This window comes from Heliophilum fasciatum (assembly GCF_004341395.1).
GTDB lineage: Bacteria > Bacillota > Desulfitobacteriia > Heliobacteriales > Heliobacteriaceae > Heliophilum > Heliophilum fasciatum.
In genome coordinates, this window is record NZ_SLXT01000026.1 from 17,990 (window position 1) to 38,797 (window position 20,808).

Annotated in this window: 16 protein-coding genes and 2 CRISPR repeat arrays; of the genes, 13 read left to right on the top strand and 3 right to left on the bottom strand. The window is 46.8% G+C overall.

Going from position 1 to position 20,808, the window contains the following annotated elements:
- Positions 1-38 precede the first annotated feature (38 nt).
- The 9 genes from EDD73_RS11970 (at position 39) to cas4a (ending at position 8,627) form a co-directional block, all read left to right on the top strand.
- Positions 39-1,820 (top strand): hypothetical protein, encoded by a 1,782-nt coding sequence (locus EDD73_RS11970; RefSeq protein WP_131920255.1) that lies wholly within the window; start codon positions 39-41, stop codon positions 1,818-1,820.
- A complete protein-coding gene (locus EDD73_RS11975) occupies positions 1,817-2,764 on the top strand; it encodes a DevR family CRISPR-associated autoregulator (RefSeq protein WP_131920258.1) in 948 nt (315 codons plus the stop codon). The genes EDD73_RS11970 and EDD73_RS11975 overlap by 4 nt, the downstream gene beginning before the upstream one ends.
- A gap of 13 nt (positions 2,765-2,777) precedes the next feature.
- Positions 2,778-3,488 (top strand): hypothetical protein, encoded by a 711-nt coding sequence (locus EDD73_RS11980; protein ID WP_131920260.1) that lies wholly within the window; start codon positions 2,778-2,780, stop codon positions 3,486-3,488.
- Entirely contained in the window at positions 3,445-4,440 is a 996-nt protein-coding gene (cas6, locus tag EDD73_RS11985; protein ID WP_131920262.1) for a CRISPR system precrRNA processing endoribonuclease RAMP protein Cas6, read from the top strand. The genes EDD73_RS11980 and cas6 (EDD73_RS11985) overlap by 44 nt, the downstream gene beginning before the upstream one ends.
- 135 nt (positions 4,441-4,575) lie before the next feature.
- Positions 4,576-4,845: a hypothetical protein gene (locus tag EDD73_RS11990; RefSeq protein ID WP_131920264.1), complete on the top strand. Its 270-nt coding sequence runs from the start codon at positions 4,576-4,578 to the stop codon at positions 4,843-4,845.
- 568 nt (positions 4,846-5,413) lie between these two features.
- A complete protein-coding gene (gene cas1 / locus EDD73_RS11995) occupies positions 5,414-6,478 on the top strand; it encodes a CRISPR-associated endonuclease Cas1 (RefSeq protein ID WP_243116907.1) in 1,065 nt (354 codons plus the stop codon).
- 6 nt (positions 6,479-6,484) lie between these two features.
- Positions 6,485-6,772 (top strand): CRISPR-associated endonuclease Cas2, encoded by a 288-nt coding sequence (gene cas2 / locus EDD73_RS12000; protein ID WP_131920266.1) that lies wholly within the window; start codon positions 6,485-6,487, stop codon positions 6,770-6,772.
- A 211-nt stretch (positions 6,773-6,983) separates the two neighbouring features.
- Positions 6,984-7,664 carry a CRISPR-associated protein Cas4 gene (gene cas4 / locus EDD73_RS12005; protein ID WP_131920269.1) on the top strand — a complete coding sequence of 227 codons (681 nt, stop codon included), beginning with the start codon at positions 6,984-6,986 and terminating at the stop codon, positions 7,662-7,664.
- Positions 7,665-7,682: 18 nt separating this feature from the next.
- The gene (gene cas4a / locus EDD73_RS12010) at positions 7,683-8,627 is read left to right on the top strand and encodes a type I-A CRISPR-associated protein Cas4/Csa1 (protein WP_131920271.1); all 945 of its coding nucleotides are present in this window, start codon (positions 7,683-7,685) and stop codon (positions 8,625-8,627) included.
- Positions 8,628-8,886: 259 nt separating this feature from the next.
- A CRISPR array of direct repeats spans positions 8,887-10,546; the repeat unit is 37 nt; unit sequence GTTGCAGTAGATGACCCGATGGATAGGGGATTGAAAC.
- A gap of 13 nt (positions 10,547-10,559) precedes the next feature.
- On the opposite strand, the gene EDD73_RS12015 is transcribed toward cas4a, so the two are convergent.
- The 3 genes from EDD73_RS12015 to EDD73_RS12025 form a co-directional block, all read right to left on the bottom strand.
- The gene (locus EDD73_RS12015; RefSeq protein ID WP_243116908.1) at positions 10,560-11,078 is read right to left on the bottom strand and encodes an IS630 family transposase; all 519 of its coding nucleotides are present in this window, start codon (positions 11,076-11,078) and stop codon (positions 10,560-10,562) included.
- 5 nt (positions 11,079-11,083) lie between these two features.
- Positions 11,084-11,620, bottom strand: coding sequence for a helix-turn-helix domain-containing protein (locus tag EDD73_RS12020; RefSeq protein WP_165876493.1), 537 nt, complete (start codon positions 11,618-11,620; stop codon positions 11,084-11,086).
- A 299-nt stretch (positions 11,621-11,919) separates the two neighbouring features.
- Positions 11,920-12,801: a hypothetical protein gene (locus EDD73_RS12025; RefSeq protein ID WP_131920277.1), complete on the bottom strand. Its 882-nt coding sequence runs from the start codon at positions 12,799-12,801 to the stop codon at positions 11,920-11,922.
- 248 nt (positions 12,802-13,049) lie between these two features.
- Between EDD73_RS12025 and EDD73_RS12030 the strand changes: the two genes are divergently transcribed.
- Genes EDD73_RS12030 through cas6 (EDD73_RS15635) form a run of 4 tightly spaced genes read left to right on the top strand, consistent with a single transcriptional unit; the run spans position 13,050 to position 16,911 of the window.
- Positions 13,050-13,934 (top strand): DUF4435 domain-containing protein, encoded by an 885-nt coding sequence (locus EDD73_RS12030; RefSeq protein ID WP_165876494.1) that lies wholly within the window; start codon positions 13,050-13,052, stop codon positions 13,932-13,934.
- Positions 13,935-13,972: 38 nt separating this feature from the next.
- On the top strand, positions 13,973-15,310 hold the full coding sequence (locus tag EDD73_RS12035) for an AAA family ATPase (protein WP_131920281.1): 1,338 nt from the start codon (positions 13,973-13,975) through the stop codon (positions 15,308-15,310).
- A gap of 9 nt (positions 15,311-15,319) precedes the next feature.
- Positions 15,320-16,774: an adenylate/guanylate cyclase domain-containing protein gene (locus EDD73_RS12040; protein ID WP_131920283.1), complete on the top strand. Its 1,455-nt coding sequence runs from the start codon at positions 15,320-15,322 to the stop codon at positions 16,772-16,774.
- A gap of 29 nt (positions 16,775-16,803) precedes the next feature.
- On the top strand, positions 16,804-16,911 hold the full coding sequence (gene cas6, locus EDD73_RS15635; RefSeq protein ID WP_423244904.1) for a CRISPR system precrRNA processing endoribonuclease RAMP protein Cas6: 108 nt from the start codon (positions 16,804-16,806) through the stop codon (positions 16,909-16,911).
- 253 nt (positions 16,912-17,164) lie between these two features.
- A CRISPR array of direct repeats spans positions 17,165-20,282; the repeat unit is 37 nt; unit sequence GTTACAGTGGATGACCCGATGAAAAGGGGATTGAAAC.
- Positions 20,283-20,808: the final 526 nt, after the last annotated feature.

A 20,808-nucleotide genomic window follows, 5' to 3' on the forward strand; every position in this document is an offset into this window, starting at 1 on the left:
AGTAGAAGTCGCAAAATCAGATCAGGGAGGTGAAACCTTTGACAACAACCTATTTTCGTGTAATGCATACAACGGGAACCTATGCCGATGCGTTAGAAGCGATGGGATTGGCTTTTTTCTTAGATCTGCTCATGCCGGGGCGTGTACAACGTGTTCGCGATCTGGGGGCCTACTACCAAATCGAACTGGACGGCCAGCTCGATCCGGCAGATTGGCAAATTGATGACACACAGCACCAACCAGGCTATCCTTATTTTGCCGCAAAGAAATTTTCTGCCATACCGGAACATTACGCCTATTATGACTATGAAGCAGAAAAACAACGCAACGATTCCTACTGGAGCCGGATCAAATCGTTAAAAAATCAGAAGCTGCTGACTGATGAGATGCGCCAGTCTTTGCAAGCAGATGAACCGAACCCCCGGCATGATTTAATGAAGAATATGTATGTCTTGCAGGCCTTTGGCTCGCACAACGCCTTGCTGGAACGGATTTCGCAAGAAGAGCCTGAACGGTTCCGGGCGGCCATCATCGAGAAGCTGCGAGCGTATGCCATGATCTCATTCACACCGGTGCAGACCCCATCAGTGGATTGTGTGGAAATTGTAGATGGCAAGAAGGAGAAGAAAAAGAAAACCGTAGGTAAAGATAAATGTTTCGCTCCTACACTTTCCGCAGTACAGGTATTTAATCCGATCGTAGGCAAAGGAGTTAATCGGACGAAGCCAACAGGAACGGGTCTTGCAGGCTTACCCTCCACCTATGTGGATTGGTTTAGCGAGTACATGCGCTACATTGCTATTCATAAAGTGGCCAACGCCTATTCTGTTGGCGATGATATTAAGTTTGTTGTGTTACTGCCTGCCGATATGCCTTTTTACAAGCTACATCAGTTGGGGACCGACTTAGTCAATATACGAATATTCAAACGAACGTCCTGTCAGATTGATATTCAAGCGAGTCTTGGCTTAGCAAAGCGGTTACTGGAACACTCTCGGCAAAAGCAAGAAGAAGTCGAAGAAGACCTTTGGTTGAATACAACGCCCAAAGAAATTCTGGACGGACTGGCGGTTGGCTATTTCAAAAGCTTAGGTACGGGCAAGGCGTTGACCAATATTGCAACCATCGGCTTGCCGGGATGGTTCCCCATTCAAACGTTGGAAGATGTCAATGACTGGTTAGACATTCTTGACGAACATCAACAGATCACCGAACGATTGAATGAAGATCATTCCGAAGAAGCCGATCTTCTCTACCGATACCGCGATTTTCTTTCCTCGGGCAGGCTCAACGATCTGCTGGATTTTGCCACGGGATATGGCGTGTTTGTGTTTCGCCAAGCAGCACGATCGGATCGACTGTTGCGCAGGCTGAGTGAGAACAATTTGGAAAGGTTGGTGACGGCCTTGAACTCCCGGTACAGTACAATTGTCCATAATGAAGGATTTCGAGCGATTGCCGATGCAATTCGTCGTGCTACGGTCGCTGAGCAGTATCGCCGGGCTAAGGGCCAACAGGTCTATGAAGTCCGATACGGCCTGTTGGCCGATCTCAAGCGCAAAGCCAAGTCAAAGAAGGAATTTATACTCCTTTTAGGTGATTTTATCAGTTCCTATAATTATGAAAATGCTCGGCGAGCGGAACTGAAAAAGGATTCGAACGACGATTGGCTGCGCCGTCCGAACATTGCAGAGTCCCATATCGTTGACATCATTGCTTTGATTGACGAATTCGGTGTGGAAGCAGTGGCCATGCTTCTTGCCGCTTTCGGCGCTGCCAAACGGGATGAACCCCAGGAGAAGGAGGATAAAAAACCATGAGTTCCATAACCTCACTGTCGATTTGCGCCCGGGTCACTTTGGACATGCATAGCCTTAATAATGAAGGCTCGGAAGGGAATCAACTGCAAACACGGATGGTCCATATTGTCGATCAGAAGGGGGAACTGGCGGTAACGAACGCAATTAGTGGAGATATGTTAAAGCATATTCAAAACGAGAATTACATTGAGATTGCTAAAGAAGAAGAGCTAAAGCTTTGTTCCGGCTGCGCTCGGGTTAACGCTAACCGGATCAATGTGGATCGTGATTTCTTTACTTTGATTGAGAAGCTTGATAATAAGGATAATATCGGCACATTGCGTGAACTGCTCAAATATTGTGCCGGCGATGATGTGGAAGGAATTTTGATCACAGAAGGCAAGCGATCGGTAGCTCGTAAGTCCACCGTGGAATTTGGTTGGCTCGTCGGTATTCCTGAGCAAACCCGGTCAGAATCGTATTTTCATGTTAAATTCGATCCGGAGGGCCGCGGCGGCGGCTCCGGTTCCGAAGACGGCTCAAACACGGGGCAAACGATTTTTTACCGCCCTGCTAATTCGGGTGTCTATGCCATGGTGCTCAACCTGGAATTGGACCGAGTGGGCTTTCATGATATCACGCGAGAATATGTGATTGATGATGAGGAACGGAGCAAACGGCAAAAAGCCTTGATCCAAAGTGTGTTGCATACCTTTATCAAACTGGCCGGGGCACACCGGAATACACAGCATCCCCACTTAATCAATATGACCGGTGTGGTGACGACATCGCGTAATATGACACCGGCACCGACGATCTCGCCGTTGAAAGATTCCTTTATCAAAGAGATTGTTTCGGTAAAGGAGCAATTAAACCGTTGGAGCGGTAACGATGTACAGTGCCGAGAGTTTACGAATCTCGCGGAGTTTGTTCAAGTCATGACGGATGTAGCGGAAACGCTGTAGGGAGGGATTCCCTATGTGGGTTACGTCGACCTATGAGTTATCCAATTTATTTTCCTTGCGGGTGTCTTCATCCACGAGTTCTGGTGGAAAAAGCCATTTGATTCCGACGCCCTATGTGGTGAAAATGGCGCTGATCAATGCGTCTTTTCGCTGGGACGGGCGGGGCAAGGAGGACTTTTCTTGGATACGACCACTGACGATTGCCTTTAAGACACCGCAAAAGATAGTAGTGAGCAATCAGTTTGTAAAAATCATGAAAGAAGCAAGAGACGGTGACGATACGTACCAGCAAACGGTTGGACTGCGTCAGTATGTTTATTGGGAAGGGCCGCTGGGAATTGCTTTTGAGGTGTCGGCGTTATCGGCAGCATGCAGGGAGCGATTGATGCGCTTGTGTTCGCTGACTAATTACTTTGGCAAGCGAGGCAGTTTTGTGCAATTCATGGATGCGACAATGGTTGAAACGTTGCCGGAGGGGTATTCATTTTTATTTGATGAGATTCAACCGGACCATGTGCATCAGGTGATCACGAAGGGCATGCTGATTCAACTGATGGATGATATGGCCGGAAAGGCAAGTTTTGAGACGTTTGACAGCTATTCGCCGGCGCGCATGAAACTGTTTGAAGATCGTGTGTTCAAGCCTGTTGTACTTTCCAGTGTTAAAGGAGCGTCGTCTCGTGGATATACCATGTATGACAACATTTATTCATCCGAAACTTAGCTGTCAGTGCTTACGCATCACCGTTGAGGCAGGAGCACAGGGGTTGCTCCTGCCTCCTTATCCGGGATCGACTCTGCGGGGGGCCTTAGGACGGGCGCTGCACCAATTAGCTTGTACAGCTAGCAAAAATATGGATTGTGAGGGGTGCTTTTTTCGGCAGGTATGCCCGGTAACGTTGCTTTTTCGGCCGATTTTGCCGGAAGGGCGGGAAGGTTTTTTTGCTAAGGGGCAAGACTTGCCGGCCCCCTTTGTGTTGCGGCCGCGAACCCATGGAAAAACGCAGTTTTACGCCGGGCAGCGCTTTGATGTGGATTTGACGGTGTTTGGCAAGGTGATACCGTATCTTCCTTATCTATTGGCAGCGCTTACTCAGGCGGTGGAAAAGGGGCTGGGAAAAGAGCGACGAAAAGCTGTGATTGTGGATGGAGCGGTGATTAACCCGCTGACGGAAGAGAAGCATCCAGTGTTTGACGGCGAAACTTGGGCGCTGACGGGTAGTCCGTCGATTCAGCCGGAGCAGGTAGCACAGGCGGTACAGACGCTTGCGGGATTGGAGAGACTGAAGGTGCGCTTGGAAACACCACTTCGGCTGAAAGCGGATGAACATTTGCAGAATCGGATCTCAGCCAGTGTACTGGTTCGGGGGTTGGCAAGGCGTATCTCGGTGTTGGCAGCTTTTTATGGGGAGGAGCCGTGGGCCGAAGATTTTCCAGAGCTACTTCGTCTGGCCGAGACGGTTGGCGTGGAAGTGGATCACTACCGATGGGTCGATTGGGAACGGTATTCGAGCCGGCAGGATTGCCGGATGAAGCTGGGCGGATTAGTGGGGGAGTTGGTGCTGAGCGGAGCGGGATTGGAGAAGTTGTTGCCGCTGTTTGTGTGGGGGCAGCTTACGCATGTGGGGAAGGCGACGAGTTTTGGGCTAGGTGCCATGCGGGTGAGTTATGAGTAGTGCATGAAGGAGGTGTAAAAAGGGGTAATGTGTATGAGGTGCTTTTATATTGTAAAAAAAACCAACCAAATTCACATAAGGAAAAAGATAGAATAGAGAATGATTAGTTGTGAAATCCAAAGGAGGGCTTCGAGCATGCCAGGAATCCCAGATGATAAAAAATTTATTCGTATTTCCGTACCTGTAAAACTTGAACCGTTCATTGAAGCGCTGAAAACGGCAAAACAAACTACGTCATCGCAATTTTTCCGATATGCGATTATCGAAGCATGCCGGGAAAGCGGCATTACGGTAGATGGTGCTACTATTGATGATTTAATTATTGAACTAGCAGAAGACGATCGCCGTCGGCGTGAAAATGATCCGCGTCGAAAATTAAAGGATGAGGGCGCAATTTTGGATTGATATGTACATCTAGCGTTGAAACGGTCAAGAGGAAGAAGTGACGGAACGATTTTTTTGCGATGATTTTTCTGACGGTAGGCCGAATTATCACTTCACGGATGGAATGGGTAAAATATTAATGATGGTTTATGTTCTCTAGAGAGCAACAGCAGGGACTACGATTTGGATTCTCATTCCATTTTTGCAAAAGATAGCGGTTTTTCAACGGTTTGATGCCTTGCGAAAAATAGCCGGTTTTTTAATGGCGAAGTAATGCCGGAAAGCCTTGATTTTGCTGGGTTCTTTATTTGGTTATGGTCGCGTTGCAGTGAATGCCCCGATGGATAGGGAATTGAAACTTGGGAGTACCGCTACAATGCCAAGGTGTATGATAAGTTGCAGTGAATGACCCGATAACTAGCGTCCATAGAAAAACCCATGCACAGGGAGCGCCTGATGCATGGGTTTTTTTATTTTTGGGAATGTTTATCCCTAAGCATTATCGGCAATAAAAGTAATTGTATGGGTTATTTTGGATTTGGCTAAATGAATGGTTTATAAAGTTCTCACATTGTAGGGAGGCGATCGTTTGCCAATTGATCTTGATTTACAGATGATCATCGATGAAGCCGGAGAAACAGGCAAAAAGCATTTGCTCATCAACAGTTTCGGCTCCAGCGTAGGAAAAAAGAGTGAGCGTCTGGTTGTCAAAGAAAAGGGTCAAGTGACCGAAGAGTATCCTTTTTTTCAAATCGAACAGATCACCGCCATGTCGTCCGGCGTTTCGCTGAGTACCGATGTGATCGAAGAATGTGTCAAGCATGGCATCGTGATCAATCTCCTGGATTTCCGAGGTATTCCTTATGCCACAATGTTCACACCGGGAGTATTGGCGACTGTCAAAACCCGGCGGGAACAGCTACAGGCTTATAGGGATGAGCGGAGTGTCATGCTGGCCAAGGCTTTTGTCACCGGGAAGATGCGCAATCAGATCAATGGGCTTAAGTATTTTGCGAAATATCGCAAAACAGCAAGGCGCGAAGTGTATGACATGATCACGAACGTGTGCGCCGCAATGGAAAAAACAGTCGATGAACTCAAGACCATTGAAGGGACAATGATCGATGATATTCGTGGGCAACTTCTATCAGTGGAAGGTCGGACGGCCCATGCTTACTGGGAAGGCGTAAAGTATCTGCTCGGGGATAAGGTAAGTTTTCCGGGACGGATCAACCGAGGGGCCACAGATCCTGTGAACTCATTGCTCAATTACGGCTATGCCGTGTTAGAAGCGCGGGTGCAGGCGGCGATTTTACAGTCAGGGCTGGATCCTTATGGCGGGTTTATGCATGTCGATCGCCCGGGGAAGATGAGTTTGGTCTATGACTTGATTGAAGAATTCCGCCAGCCGGTGGTCGACCGGGTCGTCATTGCGCTGGTGACGCAAGGAACAGCGATGGACATGGCGGGGGAATTGTTGGCCGATACGACCAAGCGCTTGTTGGTTGAGCGGATAGAGGAACGCTTGAATAGCACCGAACGCTTCGACCGGAAAAAGTTCCCGTTACGGGCGATCATTTTGAGGCAAGCGCGGCGAATGGCGGCTTTTTTACGGGGTGAAAATACGTATAAACCTTTTGTTTGCAGTTGGTAGTGGGCTGTGAAAACGCTGGTGATCTATGACATTGAAGTGGACAAAGTGCGGACGAAAGTGCTCAATGCTTGTAAGGATTATGGGCTGCAACATATCCAGTACAGTGCCTTTTTCGGCGAGCTTAATACCAACCGGCGTGAGGAGCTGCGGCAACGGCTACGACGGATTCTCGGGACAACGGTGGGTAAGATTTATTTGTTTCCCATATGCGATAAGGATTTACGGTTGGCATCGCAGGTGATCAACCGGCCGGAATTATTGATGGACGGTGCCGGCAATGAAGAAAATGGATGATGCGGGAAAGAAGCTAGGAATTTGATGCTTGGTATTAGATGCCGGGCATTGGATATTGGACAATGGACATTGGTATTGGGCATAGGCAGTAGGGATTAGACAATGCGCATTAGGTATTGGGCATAGGCAGTAGGGATTAGACAATGGGCATTGGTATTAGGCATAGGCAGTAGGCATTGGACAATGAGCACAGGAATAAGGGGTGAAGAAGATGATGCTGAAGGTAACCGACATCAAGCAATATGTCTATTGCCCGCGAATCCCCTATTTTACCTATGTCTTGCCGGTCGCAAAAAAGATGACGCGGAAAATGGCCTACGGGCGAGAGTCTCATGATCGGCTGGATGAACTGGAAAAGCGGCGTACTTTTGCCGCCTATCGTGTGCCTGGTCAACGGGAGCACGATGCTCAGAGGTCGCTACGCCGGGAAGAAAAGCCGCGTGGGGATGTTTTTCCGGAATGGAAGCAGGGAGAACGGTTTTTTCATACGTACCTTTGCTCGATGCGGCTGGGGTTGGAAGGCAAGCTGGATGAACATTTGGTGCATGGAAAAGATATATTTCCGGTGGAATTCAAGGCAACATCACGGGGGCCAGGGCTGAATCACAAGTATCAGTTAACGGCCTATGCCATGCTTTTGGAGGAGCATTATCAACGGTCGGTGCGGCGCGGATATTTTAAGCTGGTCAGTCCGTTTCGGGATGAACCAGGCACGAAGGGACGGGAACGGACGATTCCCGTGGAAATTACGGAGGCCATGCGGGATCATGTGAAGGGGATTTTGGGCAAAATTCGTGCCATGATCTGGGCGGAGTCGTTGCCCGAAGTGCCGCGGCGGGGAAAGCAGTGTTTGGACTGTGAGTACCGGCGATATTGTGGAGATGTGGTGTAACAGAAGGGATGAGCAGGGTTGTATTTTTGGACGTCGGAGGAGCAAAAGCGGTTGCTGCGCTATTTTTTACCAAGGGCGCGGCGAGAAGGGGTGGCCGAGGAACTGCGGGGGTGGAACTGGAATCAGCCGCCCTTATCGCCGATCTATGAATGTTCGCTGGCGGTTTATGAGGTGGCCAACGGCTACTGTGATTCAGCCCGGGACTTGTACTGGCGGCGGGTGGAGCGGGTAAAAGCGGCACCCAATAAGGCGATGGTGCAAGGGCGGCTTTTTCATGCGCTGGTGGCCGGGATGATGGTGGAGACAAAGCGGCGGATCTACAAGTATGGGGTCGATGCTTATCCGGAAATTTTACGTGAGATCAATGAATTAGGCTTAAACGAACTTTTGGATGAGAAGACCAAGCAAGCGGGAAAAACGCTCGATGAAGAAACGCGAGCGCAGGTGCTGGACAAGATGAAGCTGCTGTTGGCGTTTGAGCGGGGGCGGATTGTGGCGCGGATGCAGGAGGTGCTGGTGAAGCAGCCCTATATCGGCGTTGATTCGCTGGCGGCGTTGACGGTGCCGGTGGTTGTAGAACATAAGCTGGATGGAAGTTTTCTGGGGCTCAGTGCCCATTTGAGTACGGATGCTTATCAGATGGGTGAATCGATGATTGTGGATCTTAAGTTTGGGGAGCCGCGGCCTTTTCACCGGTTGGCAACGACGGGCTATGCGCTGGCGATGGAAGCGATGTATGAGTTTCCGGTCAATGTGGGTTGTGTGGTGTATGTGAGCTTTGCCGGCGATCGGGTGCGGGTGCAGCGGGATATTCATTTGATCAATGATGAACTGCGGCAGTGGTTTATTGAGGCGCGGGATACGAAGGCGCGGCTGGTGGCGGAGGAACTGGATCCGGGGATGGCGAAGGAGTGCCAGAAAGATTGTCCCTATGCGGGGCGGTGTAAGGGAGGGGAAGCGTGAATTTTGTCGATAATGTGTAATGGGGCAGCTTGATGTTTATGGGAGGAGTAGGTAAAATAGTGATACGGTTGCTTTTCTTTTTACTGGGGTGGGGTTGGTGCCCGCGGATACGGTTTGATAGTGGAGTATCTTGGCATTTTCGCAAGAGATGGTGGTTTTGAAGCGGTTTGGGGTGTTGCGAAAAATGATTGGTTTTTTGGTGAGGGGGAAGGTCGGGGAAGCCTTGATTTAGCTGGGGTTTGGCGGAGGGATCGGTTGCGTTGCAGTAGATGACCCGATGGATAGGGGATTGAAACGAATGTGATGTTGATTCTTCGGTAAACTGCCATTTCGTTGCAGTAGATGACCCGATGGATAGGGGATTGAAACTGGTTGTCACGGTTGGCAGCGGCGTTTCGATGGATGGTTGCAGTAGATGACCCGATGGATAGGGGATTGAAACGAATTAAGTAAGATACTAAAAACATGGAAAAGAAGAGGTTGCAGTAGATGACCCGATGGATAGGGGATTGAAACGATCGCTAAACGTGGGAAGCTGCTTCTTTGTCGATGTTGCAGTAGATGACCCGATGGATAGGGGATTGAAACAGTTGGAATTGACCATCGGGACGACGGTAACCGCAAGCTGTTGCAGTAGATGACCCGATGGATAGGGGATTGAAACAATCACCCCCTATGATATTTGATTCAGATAAGTGACAGTTGCAGTAGATGACCCGATGGATAGGGGATTGAAACTGGGCAAGGGATTCCTTTGGCGGGTATAATATGTTCTTGTTGCAGTAGATGACCCGATGGATAGGGGATTGAAACATACTGCATGGGGTTAGTAGCCCCAACAGTAGAATGGGTTGCAGTAGATGACCCGATGGATAGGGGATTGAAACTATCTTGTTCAACGAGGTAAGTTCAAAGACGTTAAAAGTTGCAGTAGATGACCCGATGGATAGGGGATTGAAACATGAATCTCACTCAGCTAGCAAACATGCGTGAACAGTTGCAGTAGATGACCCGATGGATAGGGGATTGAAACCTAGTATCAACTTTTGCAAGCGAAATTAAATCGCCTTCGTTGCAGTAGATGACCCGATGGATAGGGGATTGAAACCTTTGTGCCCTGCCGCTTCGAGAAGCGCTAATGCCGTTGCAGTAGATGACCCGATGGATAGGGGATTGAAACGGAGACCGACAAGGGAATCACCGTCACCGTCAACAAGTTGCAGTAGATGACCCGATGGATAGGGGATTGAAACTTTTTACCGGGGAAGATTGTGGTGCAGCGGGGTTTTGGGTTGCAGTAGATGACCCGATGGATAGGGGATTGAAACCTTCTTTGAGCGCCGCCGGGACTTGAGCATATGTTTTGTTGCAGTAGATGACCCGATGGATAGGGGATTGAAACGTCGCTTGGTTCACTATGAACACGATGGCCGATTGTACGTTGCAGTAGATGACCCGATGGATAGGGGATTGAAACTGCTTGATGCACCGAGCATCGTCACCACTCAACCAGTTGCAGTAGATGACCCGATGGATAGGGGATTGAAACTTGCGCTGCTGTATCTCGCCTTGCTCGGCTAAGTCAAGTTGCAGTAGATGACCCGATGGATAGGGGATTGAAACCTTTACTTTCCTGCCTTGCTTGGCTGAACGACTTCGTTGCAGTAGATGACCCGATGGATAGGGGATTGAAACTGATAGTGGACTGCCTCTTTGCCAAAGTCGTTGTCATGTTGCAGTAGATGACCCGATGGATAGGGGATTGAAACCCCAAGGCTTCCCACAAACGTATGTGATCGATCGCGATGTTGCAGTAGATGACCCGATGGATAGGGGATTGAAACAATCGCTTTGCTAAGGCATGATCGATTAAGGCTTGATGTTGCAGTAGATGACCCGATGGATAGGGGATTGAAACGAACTAATGCCCCATCAGGCAACTTTTACCCGTTTTTGAAGGCGTAAAATCTCTTGAGATTTGGCATTTTTATTTCGCCAGCGTAGGTAGGATTGAATCGCATCAGCTAACGCTGCATGATCAGGATAATCCGAGCCCGACAGCACAAAATGCCGTAAGGGCGCAAAGTGGCACTCGATCCGATTGAGCCACGATGAGTAGGTTGGTGTAAAGACAAGTTCCACGTTGTTTTGCTCGGCCCATTCACGAACAAGCTTCGTTTTGTGGGGCGAAAAGTTATCAAGAATGATATACAACCGTTCGGAACGATGAAACCGACGTCGTAGTACCTTGAGGAACGCAAGAAACTCTTTACTGGTTTTTCGTAAGTGATTATGCCCATAAAGCTTATCACCCTTGAGATCATAGGCAGCCAAAAGATGTCGAACCCCGTGCGTTCGACTGTAATCGGCGCGACGGCGCTGGGGTTTTCCTTTTGGAAACCAGCCTTTGCCGGGATATGGTCGGATCTCCAGTGGACCAAATTCGTCCACGCAAACTACACGTCCGTCGGTGGGTGGCGTTTGGTAGAGCGATTCGATGCGTTTTTTTTAACCTCAAACTCAGGATCTTTCGAACTTTTCCATGTTTTCGTGTTCTGATAGGTGATATTGGCCTTATCAAGAATGACACGTACGGTTTCGGCAGTGATGGTCTTCACAATGCCTTTTTGCACAGCAGCGTTGGCCAGCTTGCTTAAGGACCATTGGGTGAATGGCATACCCGCAGCACGAGGCGGCATTTGAGCAAGTTGGATGATCATACTCCGTTGTTCCTCGGTAAATGTCGGTTTACGCCCGCCGCCGTAGTTAGGTTTTAATGAATCCCATCCGATTTTATTAAATTGATGAAGTACATCGCGAACATGATCTTCGCCACACTGATAGGATCGAGCGATTTCAGGCACTTTCATTTTTTGCGCCGAGGCAAGCAGAATCAAGGCACGCCGCATCGCAAACGATGTAGAGCCTCGGCGAGTAAGATGCAGTAGCTTATTTCCTTCTTCTTGGGTTAGTTCCCGTACGTATACACACATGGCCATCGCCTCCACCCATTCCTTTCGGCAGAGGGATGCTAAATTCCTTTAAATGTTAATTATTCCCACTAATTTTTCTAGGCTAACGTTCTCTGATGGGGCACTAAATTAGTCTCACCAATCATTCAGAACTCCCGTTGCAGTAGATGACCCGATGGATAGGGGATTGAAACTTTATGTAATCTACAAAGTAATTATTTCCTGACGGCGCACGTTGCAGTAGATGACCCGATGGATAGGGGATTGAAGAACTGCAAAAGGAAAGGGACTTCCAATTCATTGGAAGCCCCTTTTACTTTTTAGTACCTGAATGTGAGTTGAAAAATGAACGGAGAAAACTGCGTGGTTTCTTTATTGTTTTTCAAAAACAAATCATAAGAAAAGAGTGCGGCCAGGTGAGCGATGCTGTGCCACACCTTCACACAGTTTTTTAAGGAATCCCTGTCATAAGAAGCTTCTAACAGGTCGGGAAAACCTTGCGCGGCTACTAGCATGTTTTTTTCGATCGTTGCTTCAGATACCATTTGGCATAGGGTTTTATAAATACTATCGTAGTTTTTCCAGGAATCCATATCGCTTACAGTTAACAAGGGTTTGCTGGAAATCTGGTTGCCAGAGGAGTCTGTGTTTATTAGTTTCCTTACCTTTGTAAGCTTGTCCTTTACAGGGAGATGAGGGTAGTTTACGTCCAACGTATAATAGTAATAAAGATTTTCCAAGATGGTTTTTAATTCTTGATTCACCGTATCATATTGTCCGTACAACAAACTGTAGGCTAACCAGTTAAGCTTGTCTGATATCGAAGACATGTAGCAATAAAGGGTACATGAATTTAACAAGCCGGCATCCATTAGGTCATCACCAAGCAGGTGCAAAAAACTTCCAGACCAGTTGAGGTAGAAGTTTTGTATAAAGACGATTTCCCGTTTGACCTCTGGATCGATCATGGTATCTACGTATATTTCGCAATAATAGGGATGCATTCCAGGGTATTTATCGATAATCTTCGCGATTTCTTGCCCTTTTTCGTTCAAAACAAGGGTCTTTTCCTGTTCATTATAGTGAAAGGCATCGTGGTATTTCTTGAGGACGTTTTTAATGACAAGGGGATACTTTTTAGATATGTCATCGACATGAAGGCCCGGATTATCATAGATATCTTTGAAAAAATACATGTACACGATGGATCCCTCCCGATTGATACATAAATAGTCCTTGCCCCTACCAATGTTTGTAACAAAGTATGTCACGGTATGTCACAGTGGCTTACTTCGTCAGACTTTCACGAAAGCGGCTTCCATGGAAAGAGCATTGGAGGCTTTTGCTTATATTTTAAGTGAATTGTAATTCCCTGTGAATGAGAAAAGGGAGGAATCCCCCTGTTTTTGTAGAAAATAAATGAAATTATTTTACTATAGGGGGGTTCTTTTTGCGCCAACATCTAAAAAAAGAGCGGATATGCACAAAAGTGATCCTTTTGCGATCTCAACATCCAAATAAATTATTTTTTCTGGTTGAAGGGGTTACGGACTCACGCTTTTATAGAAAGTTTGTGGATGGCCAAAGCTGTCACTTTGTAATCGGGGAGAGCAAAAGCAGTGTCCTTCAAGCCGTCGACACACTGGAAAAAGTAAAAGGCATCGATGCGGTAGCTGTTGTTGACTTGGATTATGATTTTGAAGAAAAAGCGTATAACAAGCGAACGAATCTTTTCTATACAGATGGTCATGATCAGGAAATAATGCTCTTAAATTCCCCCGCTTTGAACAGTATCTTAATTGAATACGGTGACCAAGAAAAAATCGCAATCATCGAAAAACAAACAGGAAATATTGTTAGCCAACTTGTCAAAGAGGCCGCTCTTCAAGTGGGATATCTCCGTTGGTATTCCCGTGAGGAAGAGCTTTCTTTGCGTTTCGATGGCCTTGACTTTTCTGCCTTTGTTTCTTCAGAAGACTTATCTGTGGATACAACCAAAATGATTCAAGCGGTTCGGGAGAACAGCTATCGGCCAGGATATGTGTCTGAAATAAATTTTTCCAATTGGAAAGCGAAGATGATGCAAAAGGGGATTTGCCCCTGGCTAATATGTTGTGGTCATGATGCTGTAAAAATATTGTTAATCGGCTTGAAGAGTATTTTCGGTTCTTATAACGCCCGTCATTTGCGTGAAGCAGCATTAGAAAGCGATTTGCGTCTCGCCTATACGATTCATAATTTTGCGCAGACGGAGCTGTACCAAAATTTACTGCGTTGGGATGAGGAAAAGCGCAGATTTCTGATACGTGTCGGCCAAGCAAAAGAAGCCGTTTGAAATAGCGAATTTAACGATGAAGGTGGCTAGGGTTTCATATGAAGATTCAAAACCTATGGGTTGAAGGCCTTTTCGGCGAACATAATTACGAAGTTCCGCTTCATGAGTCGGGGATTACCGTCATTCATGCACCCAATGGACTCGGAAAGACGACGCTGCTGCGGTTGATCGATGGAGCACTGAACGGCCGTTTTTTTGAGCTACAAAAAATCCAGTTTGAGAAACTTGGGTTCTTATTTTCGGATGGCTCACGACTTTGTGTTTGTAAAGAACGTAAGGAACCGATGAAAATCGGAGAACAGGGACTGAAAAATATCTATTATGAGTTCCTTGATGCACAAGGGACTCCATATGAGTTTAAGCCTGAACATAAAGTAAGCTGGAATTATCCCTTAGGGCTGGTTGATGATCAATTACCTTTCCTGGAAAGAGTCGGTCCTGAGCTTTGGGAGCATAGAGAGACGGGTGAATATCTCGATTATAAAGATGTGCTCAAAAAGTATGGAAATCGCCTTCCCATGGCGGCCGAATATGACTGGCCGGATTGGTTGAAGAAGATCCGTCGTCAATTGCCTGTTCACTTTATCAGTGCCCATCGGCTTTTAAAAGCGCCCTATGAGTTGAAAAGCGAAATTCACGGAGCAGAGCGGTTAGTGCCGGCAGTGCGTTATTTTTCTGAGCAACTGGTCAAAACCTTTCGGGCCAAGCTTGCAGCTTCAGCCGATATCAATCAAGCGTTGGATCGCTCCTTCCCCAGTCGTCTTGTTACTGAGGCATCGAAAGAAATGCATGACAGTTCATGGTCGCAAGATTACTTGGAAAACAAATTGAATGATTTAGCCCATCAGCGTGCGCGATTGGCCCATGTAGGCCTGTTGGACACAGCCGATGCAGGTCCGCCGATCGGTAAAGTAGCCCTTGATGAATTCACTTGTCGTGTTCTCAATTTATATATAGAAGACATGGAGAAGAAACTGGCGGTTTTCTATGACCTGGAACGACGCTTAAATATGTTCCTGGCTTTAGTGAACTCCAAGTTTCAGCATAAGGAATTAGTTATCGATCGGGAGAAAGGCTTCGTCATTCAAAAGAGTAACTCTGGTCAATTCTTGCCGGTAGACAGCCTCTCTTCGGGCGAACAGCACCTGCTTGTCCTCTATTATCAACTGCTTTTCCGGGAGGAGCCCAATGAACTCGTCTTAATTGATGAGCCGGAACTATCGCTGCACATCGCTTGGCAAGGAGAGTTTCTCGATGACTTGTATCAGATACATCGCTTGAACGGTATTTCCGTAGTATTAGCCACTCATTCACCAGATATCATTGACGGGGAGTGGGAGTTGACAGTTGAGTTGGAGCAAAAATCTAATCGATGAGAAGATGAGGTGATTCCTATTAAAGAACAGTTAATATTTGGGTATATCGCGTTTTCTGACTTAAAGGGCTTTTCGTCTCTGAATCCTGAGGAATTGAAAAAATATCATGAAATCCTGTTGCCTAAGTTAGGTGAAGTTTTGGGCGGTTTAATAAAAAAGGCCATAGTCTATAACACTTGGGGAGATGCATTGTTTACAGTATTTGAATCGGCGAAAGAGGCCACTGAATTTACCCTGCAATACCGTGATTTTTTTGAAAAGGAAGACATCACTATCCGCCCACGAATTAGTTTGCATTATGGTGAAGTTTCGGTTTTCAACGACCCGATTTTAGGGCGTACGAATGCCGTTGGAGAAAACATAAATTTGACAGCTCGAATTGAACCGGTCACCTTACCCGGTGAGATTTTTATATCTAAAGATGCCTATGATCAACTCATTATTATGTGTCCGCATTTGCGCTATGATCGGTTGGAATCGATTAAATTACCCAAAGATGCAGGCACAATCGATCTCTATTGGATGCGCCGCCACGAAGAAGTGGCGATGGGAAAAGAGTCGCCGAAAGAGCGGTTATATAGATTGCGCGATGATATTCGGTACTTTGAAAAGGAATTAAAGCAAACGCTGATCCCCCGATTTTTTGCTGAAGACGTACCTTCGATTGTGGAAATCGATACGGCGCAGATCGGTAAATTTATCGAGAATAAGAGTGCCTTTGAATTAGTTTGCTATGCTAATAAGTTAATGAATTCCGGCGATTATTTGAATGCCCTGGCCTGTGCAGACGCAGTAGAGAGCAGCGTAGAAAAAGTATTTGACTGTACCGTTCGTCCTTATGAAGGCAAGATGGCAGAAGTTCGCATCACCTGTCTATCTCATTTAGGTAGGTATGATGAAGCGGCCCAACTCGCTTTGCGGCTAATGGATAGAGATACCGCTAATTTTGAGCCCATTTGTTTACTTGCCGATCAGATTAAGAAAAAAGCACTAGCTCCATTGGAAGATGGCGTATCTTCTTGGTATGACATTGAAGACGATATTGAAAAATACAAGGCATTAAAACATGCCCGTTACTTATATCAATTTGCTTCACGTCGGGCCGGGGAGCATGCCTATTATCCTTTGATTAATTTTGCTTATCTTTCTGCTATGTTGGATCCGCTGGAACCCTCCGATGTAGCTGCATACATACTCCATGAATATAATCATTTACGGGGACGCCATTGGTGGGTTGATATTACGTTAGCAGAAGCGGCTATGCTCATGGAAGATTATACGGATGCCTTAGAGCGAGTGGCCAATGCCATTAAAATACACCAGCCCGATCCCAAAAAATTAGACATCGTGAGCAGGGATATTCGCTTGTATATAAAGGCTTTGCAAGAGCGGGATTTGAATTTGGAACGTAATGTTCGGCCGATTCTGGCGGCAATCAATGAAGGGCTGAATTGTATTAAATAACTCTTCTGCGGAACCCCTCTTTTAGCCGTATTGGCTACGAGTTTTTGCCCTTTTTACGGCTAGGTGAATGGATTCATGTCGGGAAAGGAACCGTCTTTGGCATGGGACGTATGCGAATTGCCGTTGTGGGGAAATGAACAAGGAAAGGGGAGGGATTGATGTTTAGGTATGGAATGGGTAGAATATTGACGTGAGCTTATTTGAATCCCCAGTTAGGGATACGACGAGGGATAGCAAGGCTGGATTCCAGCTGGATGATTCTAGCATTTTCGCAAGGGATGGCGGTTTTTTAACGGTTTGATGCCTTGCGAAAAATCGTCGGTATTTGGACGGTGCAGTAAAGCCGGAAAGCCTTGATTTTGCTGGGTTTTTTGTTTGAGTACAGTTGCGGTTACAGTGGATGACCCGATGAAAAGGGGATTGAAACGAACCTAAACCGGATGCGCGCCTTCAAGCGTGCCTAGTTACAGTGGATGACCCGATGAAAAGGGGATTGAAACAATGGTGTGATTGTACTTGGAGGCGGGAAGTATGCTGCGTTACAGTGGATGACCCGATGAAAAGGGGATTGAAACAACGAAGGTTTGTTGCGCCGCTGTCGACCTTTGTCGGTTACAGTGGATGACCCGATGAAAAGGGGATTGAAACAGAATGATGAATTTGTGATCAGCTACGATCGCGGCGAGTTACAGTGGATGACCCGATGAAAAGGGGATTGAAACTTTCCAGTATCACCTGGTTGGCCAGTGCTTGCTCCGCGTTACAGTGGATGACCCGATGAAAAGGGGATTGAAACTCTTGAATACGATAACTGCCTAACTTTAATGTGATTGGTTACAGTGGATGACCCGATGAAAAGGGGATTGAAACTCCAGGCATGGATCTCGTCCATCAGCGCGCCGTGGAGTTACAGTGGATGACCCGATGAAAAGGGGATTGAAACACGGGGTGCGGGATGTGGCCGGGGTGGAGCGAGTACGGTTACAGTGGATGACCCGATGAAAAGGGGATTGAAACTTCCATATACTCCAAGCCTTTTTCCTCAACATACTTGTTACAGTGGATGACCCGATGAAAAGGGGATTGAAACCAACAAACGCCTTCTTCATCAATGGCACCGAGTATTGTTACAGTGGATGACCCGATGAAAAGGGGATTGAAACAAGGGGATTTCTTGATTGCCATTGCCGCCCTTTCTGTTACAGTGGATGACCCGATGAAAAGGGGATTGAAACTGTTGGATATTCAAAGATGAAATTCATCAATTCCCGTTACAGTGGATGACCCGATGAAAAGGGGATTGAAACTATTTTTTATGAAAATCAGTATGAATATCTTTTGTCAAGTTACAGTGGATGACCCGATGAAAAGGGGATTGAAACGATAATAAATTAACTGTATTTTATCTTGTCGATGAAGTTACAGTGGATGACCCGATGAAAAGGGGATTGAAACGTGCCCAGAAGGGGTATTTGGGGGTTTGTCCCACTGACGTTACAGTGGATGACCCGATGAAAAGGGGATTGAAACCGGATTACCCGGATTGCGATGAATAAGCAAGAAGCGTTACAGTGGATGACCCGATGAAAAGGGGATTGAAACTTGTTGAATGCTTGTTGCAGCGGTCGGTAGGTATTGGGTTACAGTGGATGACCCGATGAAAAGGGGATTGAAACTCGCAAAGCCCTGTACTGTGATTATTTCCGTAGGTAAGTTACAGTGGATGACCCGATGAAAAGGGGATTGAAACATCGCGAAGTTGTTGACGTTCACGTTCGTTGGTATCGTTACAGTGGATGACCCGATGAAAAGGGGATTGAAACAAGAAGAATATGAACTGATCCATGAACGTCTCCAATGTTACAGTGGATGACCCGATGAAAAGGGGATTGAAACTTGGTTGCGCCCCTTGATCGGGCGAATGTTTTCGTTTGTTACAGTGGATGACCCGATGAAAAGGGGATTGAAACCTTTCCATGCTAGGACAGCCACAAGCTCCCAACCGGGTTACAGTGGATGACCCGATGAAAAGGGGATTGAAACATTGCCGTGCTGCCGCCCAAGAGGCCCGGATTGCCGTTACAGTGGATGACCCGATGAAAAGGGGATTGAAACGGGCGGAACTCGGGTTAAAGCCTGACTATACACTGGGTTACAGTGGATGACCCGATGAAAAGGGGATTGAAACTTCTATCATACAAATCTACCTTTTTTACTACCATGGTTACAGTGGATGACCCGATGAAAAGGGGATTGAAACAATCTTGATTCGTCAGCTTATCCTTCTCCGTGTGGAGTTACAGTGGATGACCCGATGAAAAGGGGATTGAAACTGGAAAACCTCGGCGGGATTCGCAAACGGGAGAAAGTTACAGTGGATGACCCGATGAAAAGGGGATTGAAACTCTCTTTTTTCTCGGTGTCCCGACGAATCCTAGAGCGTTACAGTGGATGACCCGATGAAAAGGGGATTGAAACGAAGCAAAGGCAAGATAACGGGGATCCAGTTCCCAAGTTACAGTGGATGACCCGATGAAAAGGGGATTGAAACTTACGATCGATTGGTCGTACAAGTCTTTGCCGTTTTGTTACAGTGGATGACCCGATGAAAAGGGGATTGAAACGAGTGATCGCATCAAGGCGAGTGTGGCGCCGGGCGTGGTTACAGTGGATGACCCGATGAAAAGGGGATTGAAACCGACATATACGATTAACAGCACGACCGGCGCTGTAACGTTACAGTGGATGACCCGATGAAAAGGGGATTGAAACACACAATCCTTTGGCAGTTACTTTATGTTCGCATCCAGTTACAGTGGATGACCCGATGAAAAGGGGATTGAAACGTTCAGGACTCCATTCAGTGTTTTTATCACCGTCGCGTTACAGTGGATGACCCGATGAAAAGGGGATTGAAACTATCCGCAGGGAGCAACGCGCTTACAGGGTTGCGAATGTTACAGTGGATGACCCGATGAAAAGGGGATTGAAACCCGTTGTCTTGGCCGGCGCGCCCGTTGTTGGCGACAGTTACAGTGGATGACCCGATGAAAAGGGGATTGAAACTGTGATTAAAGTCAAGCGCTTCCCGATTCGCGTCGGCGGTTACAGTGGATGACCCGATGAAAAGGGGATTGAAACCTGCAATATTGCGCTCCTTGGGAAGCATCTTTAGGGTTACAGTGGATGACCCGATGAAAAGGGGATTGAAACAGCCTTACTGCATGTTCAGCGATCATATTTCCTTTCAGTTACAGTGGATGACCCGATGAAAAGGGGATTGAAACTCGAAAGGAGCGGTAGCGATGACAGTACTGGGATTAGTTACAGTGGATGACCCGATGAAAAGGGGATTGAAACTGGTGGATCTTGGGGAGCAGGAGTTGTTGGGGCTGTGTTACAGTGGATGACCCGATGAAAAGGGGATTGAAACTGAGAGCCTTCTCCACGAGGCGTTCGACGCAGATGTAGGTTACAGTGGATGACCCGATGAAAAGGGGATTATCTTAGGTGTTAAAGAAGGTCTAGTCTTATACCGGTTTCTAATTTCATATCGAGGTTCCTTTAAGAGTAGAAAGAAAGACCCTAGTATTCTCATCGTAATGAATACTAGGGTCTTTTTTTATGGTTTTAAATACCATGTATGCTTATCAGAAAAGAGTTATCCAATCTTGAACGACCAGTTTTAGCAACGTATCTACCCCCTGGAATTTAACGAGAACTTAATCAAGAATTGTTGAAGGGGGTAACTTTTTGGCAGCTAGAAGAAGGTTTTTGGAATAAAACGTAGAATCCATAAAAGGTTTTTTTTGAGAATTAGAAACGTTTTAGGGGGAAGCCGATTGCGTAGATGTCGATGTGCTAGGAGATTTTCGAAAAGTTTGATGAATCACGAGAAACATCTTGGCCATAACGTAGTTCACTTAATTTATCCCATACTGGTTTCGTCAACACAAAAGTTGACCACCTGCGCTAGAGCAAAAGTTGACCGGCCCCTGATTTGCCATGGTAAATTGACAGATAATTCGGACTAA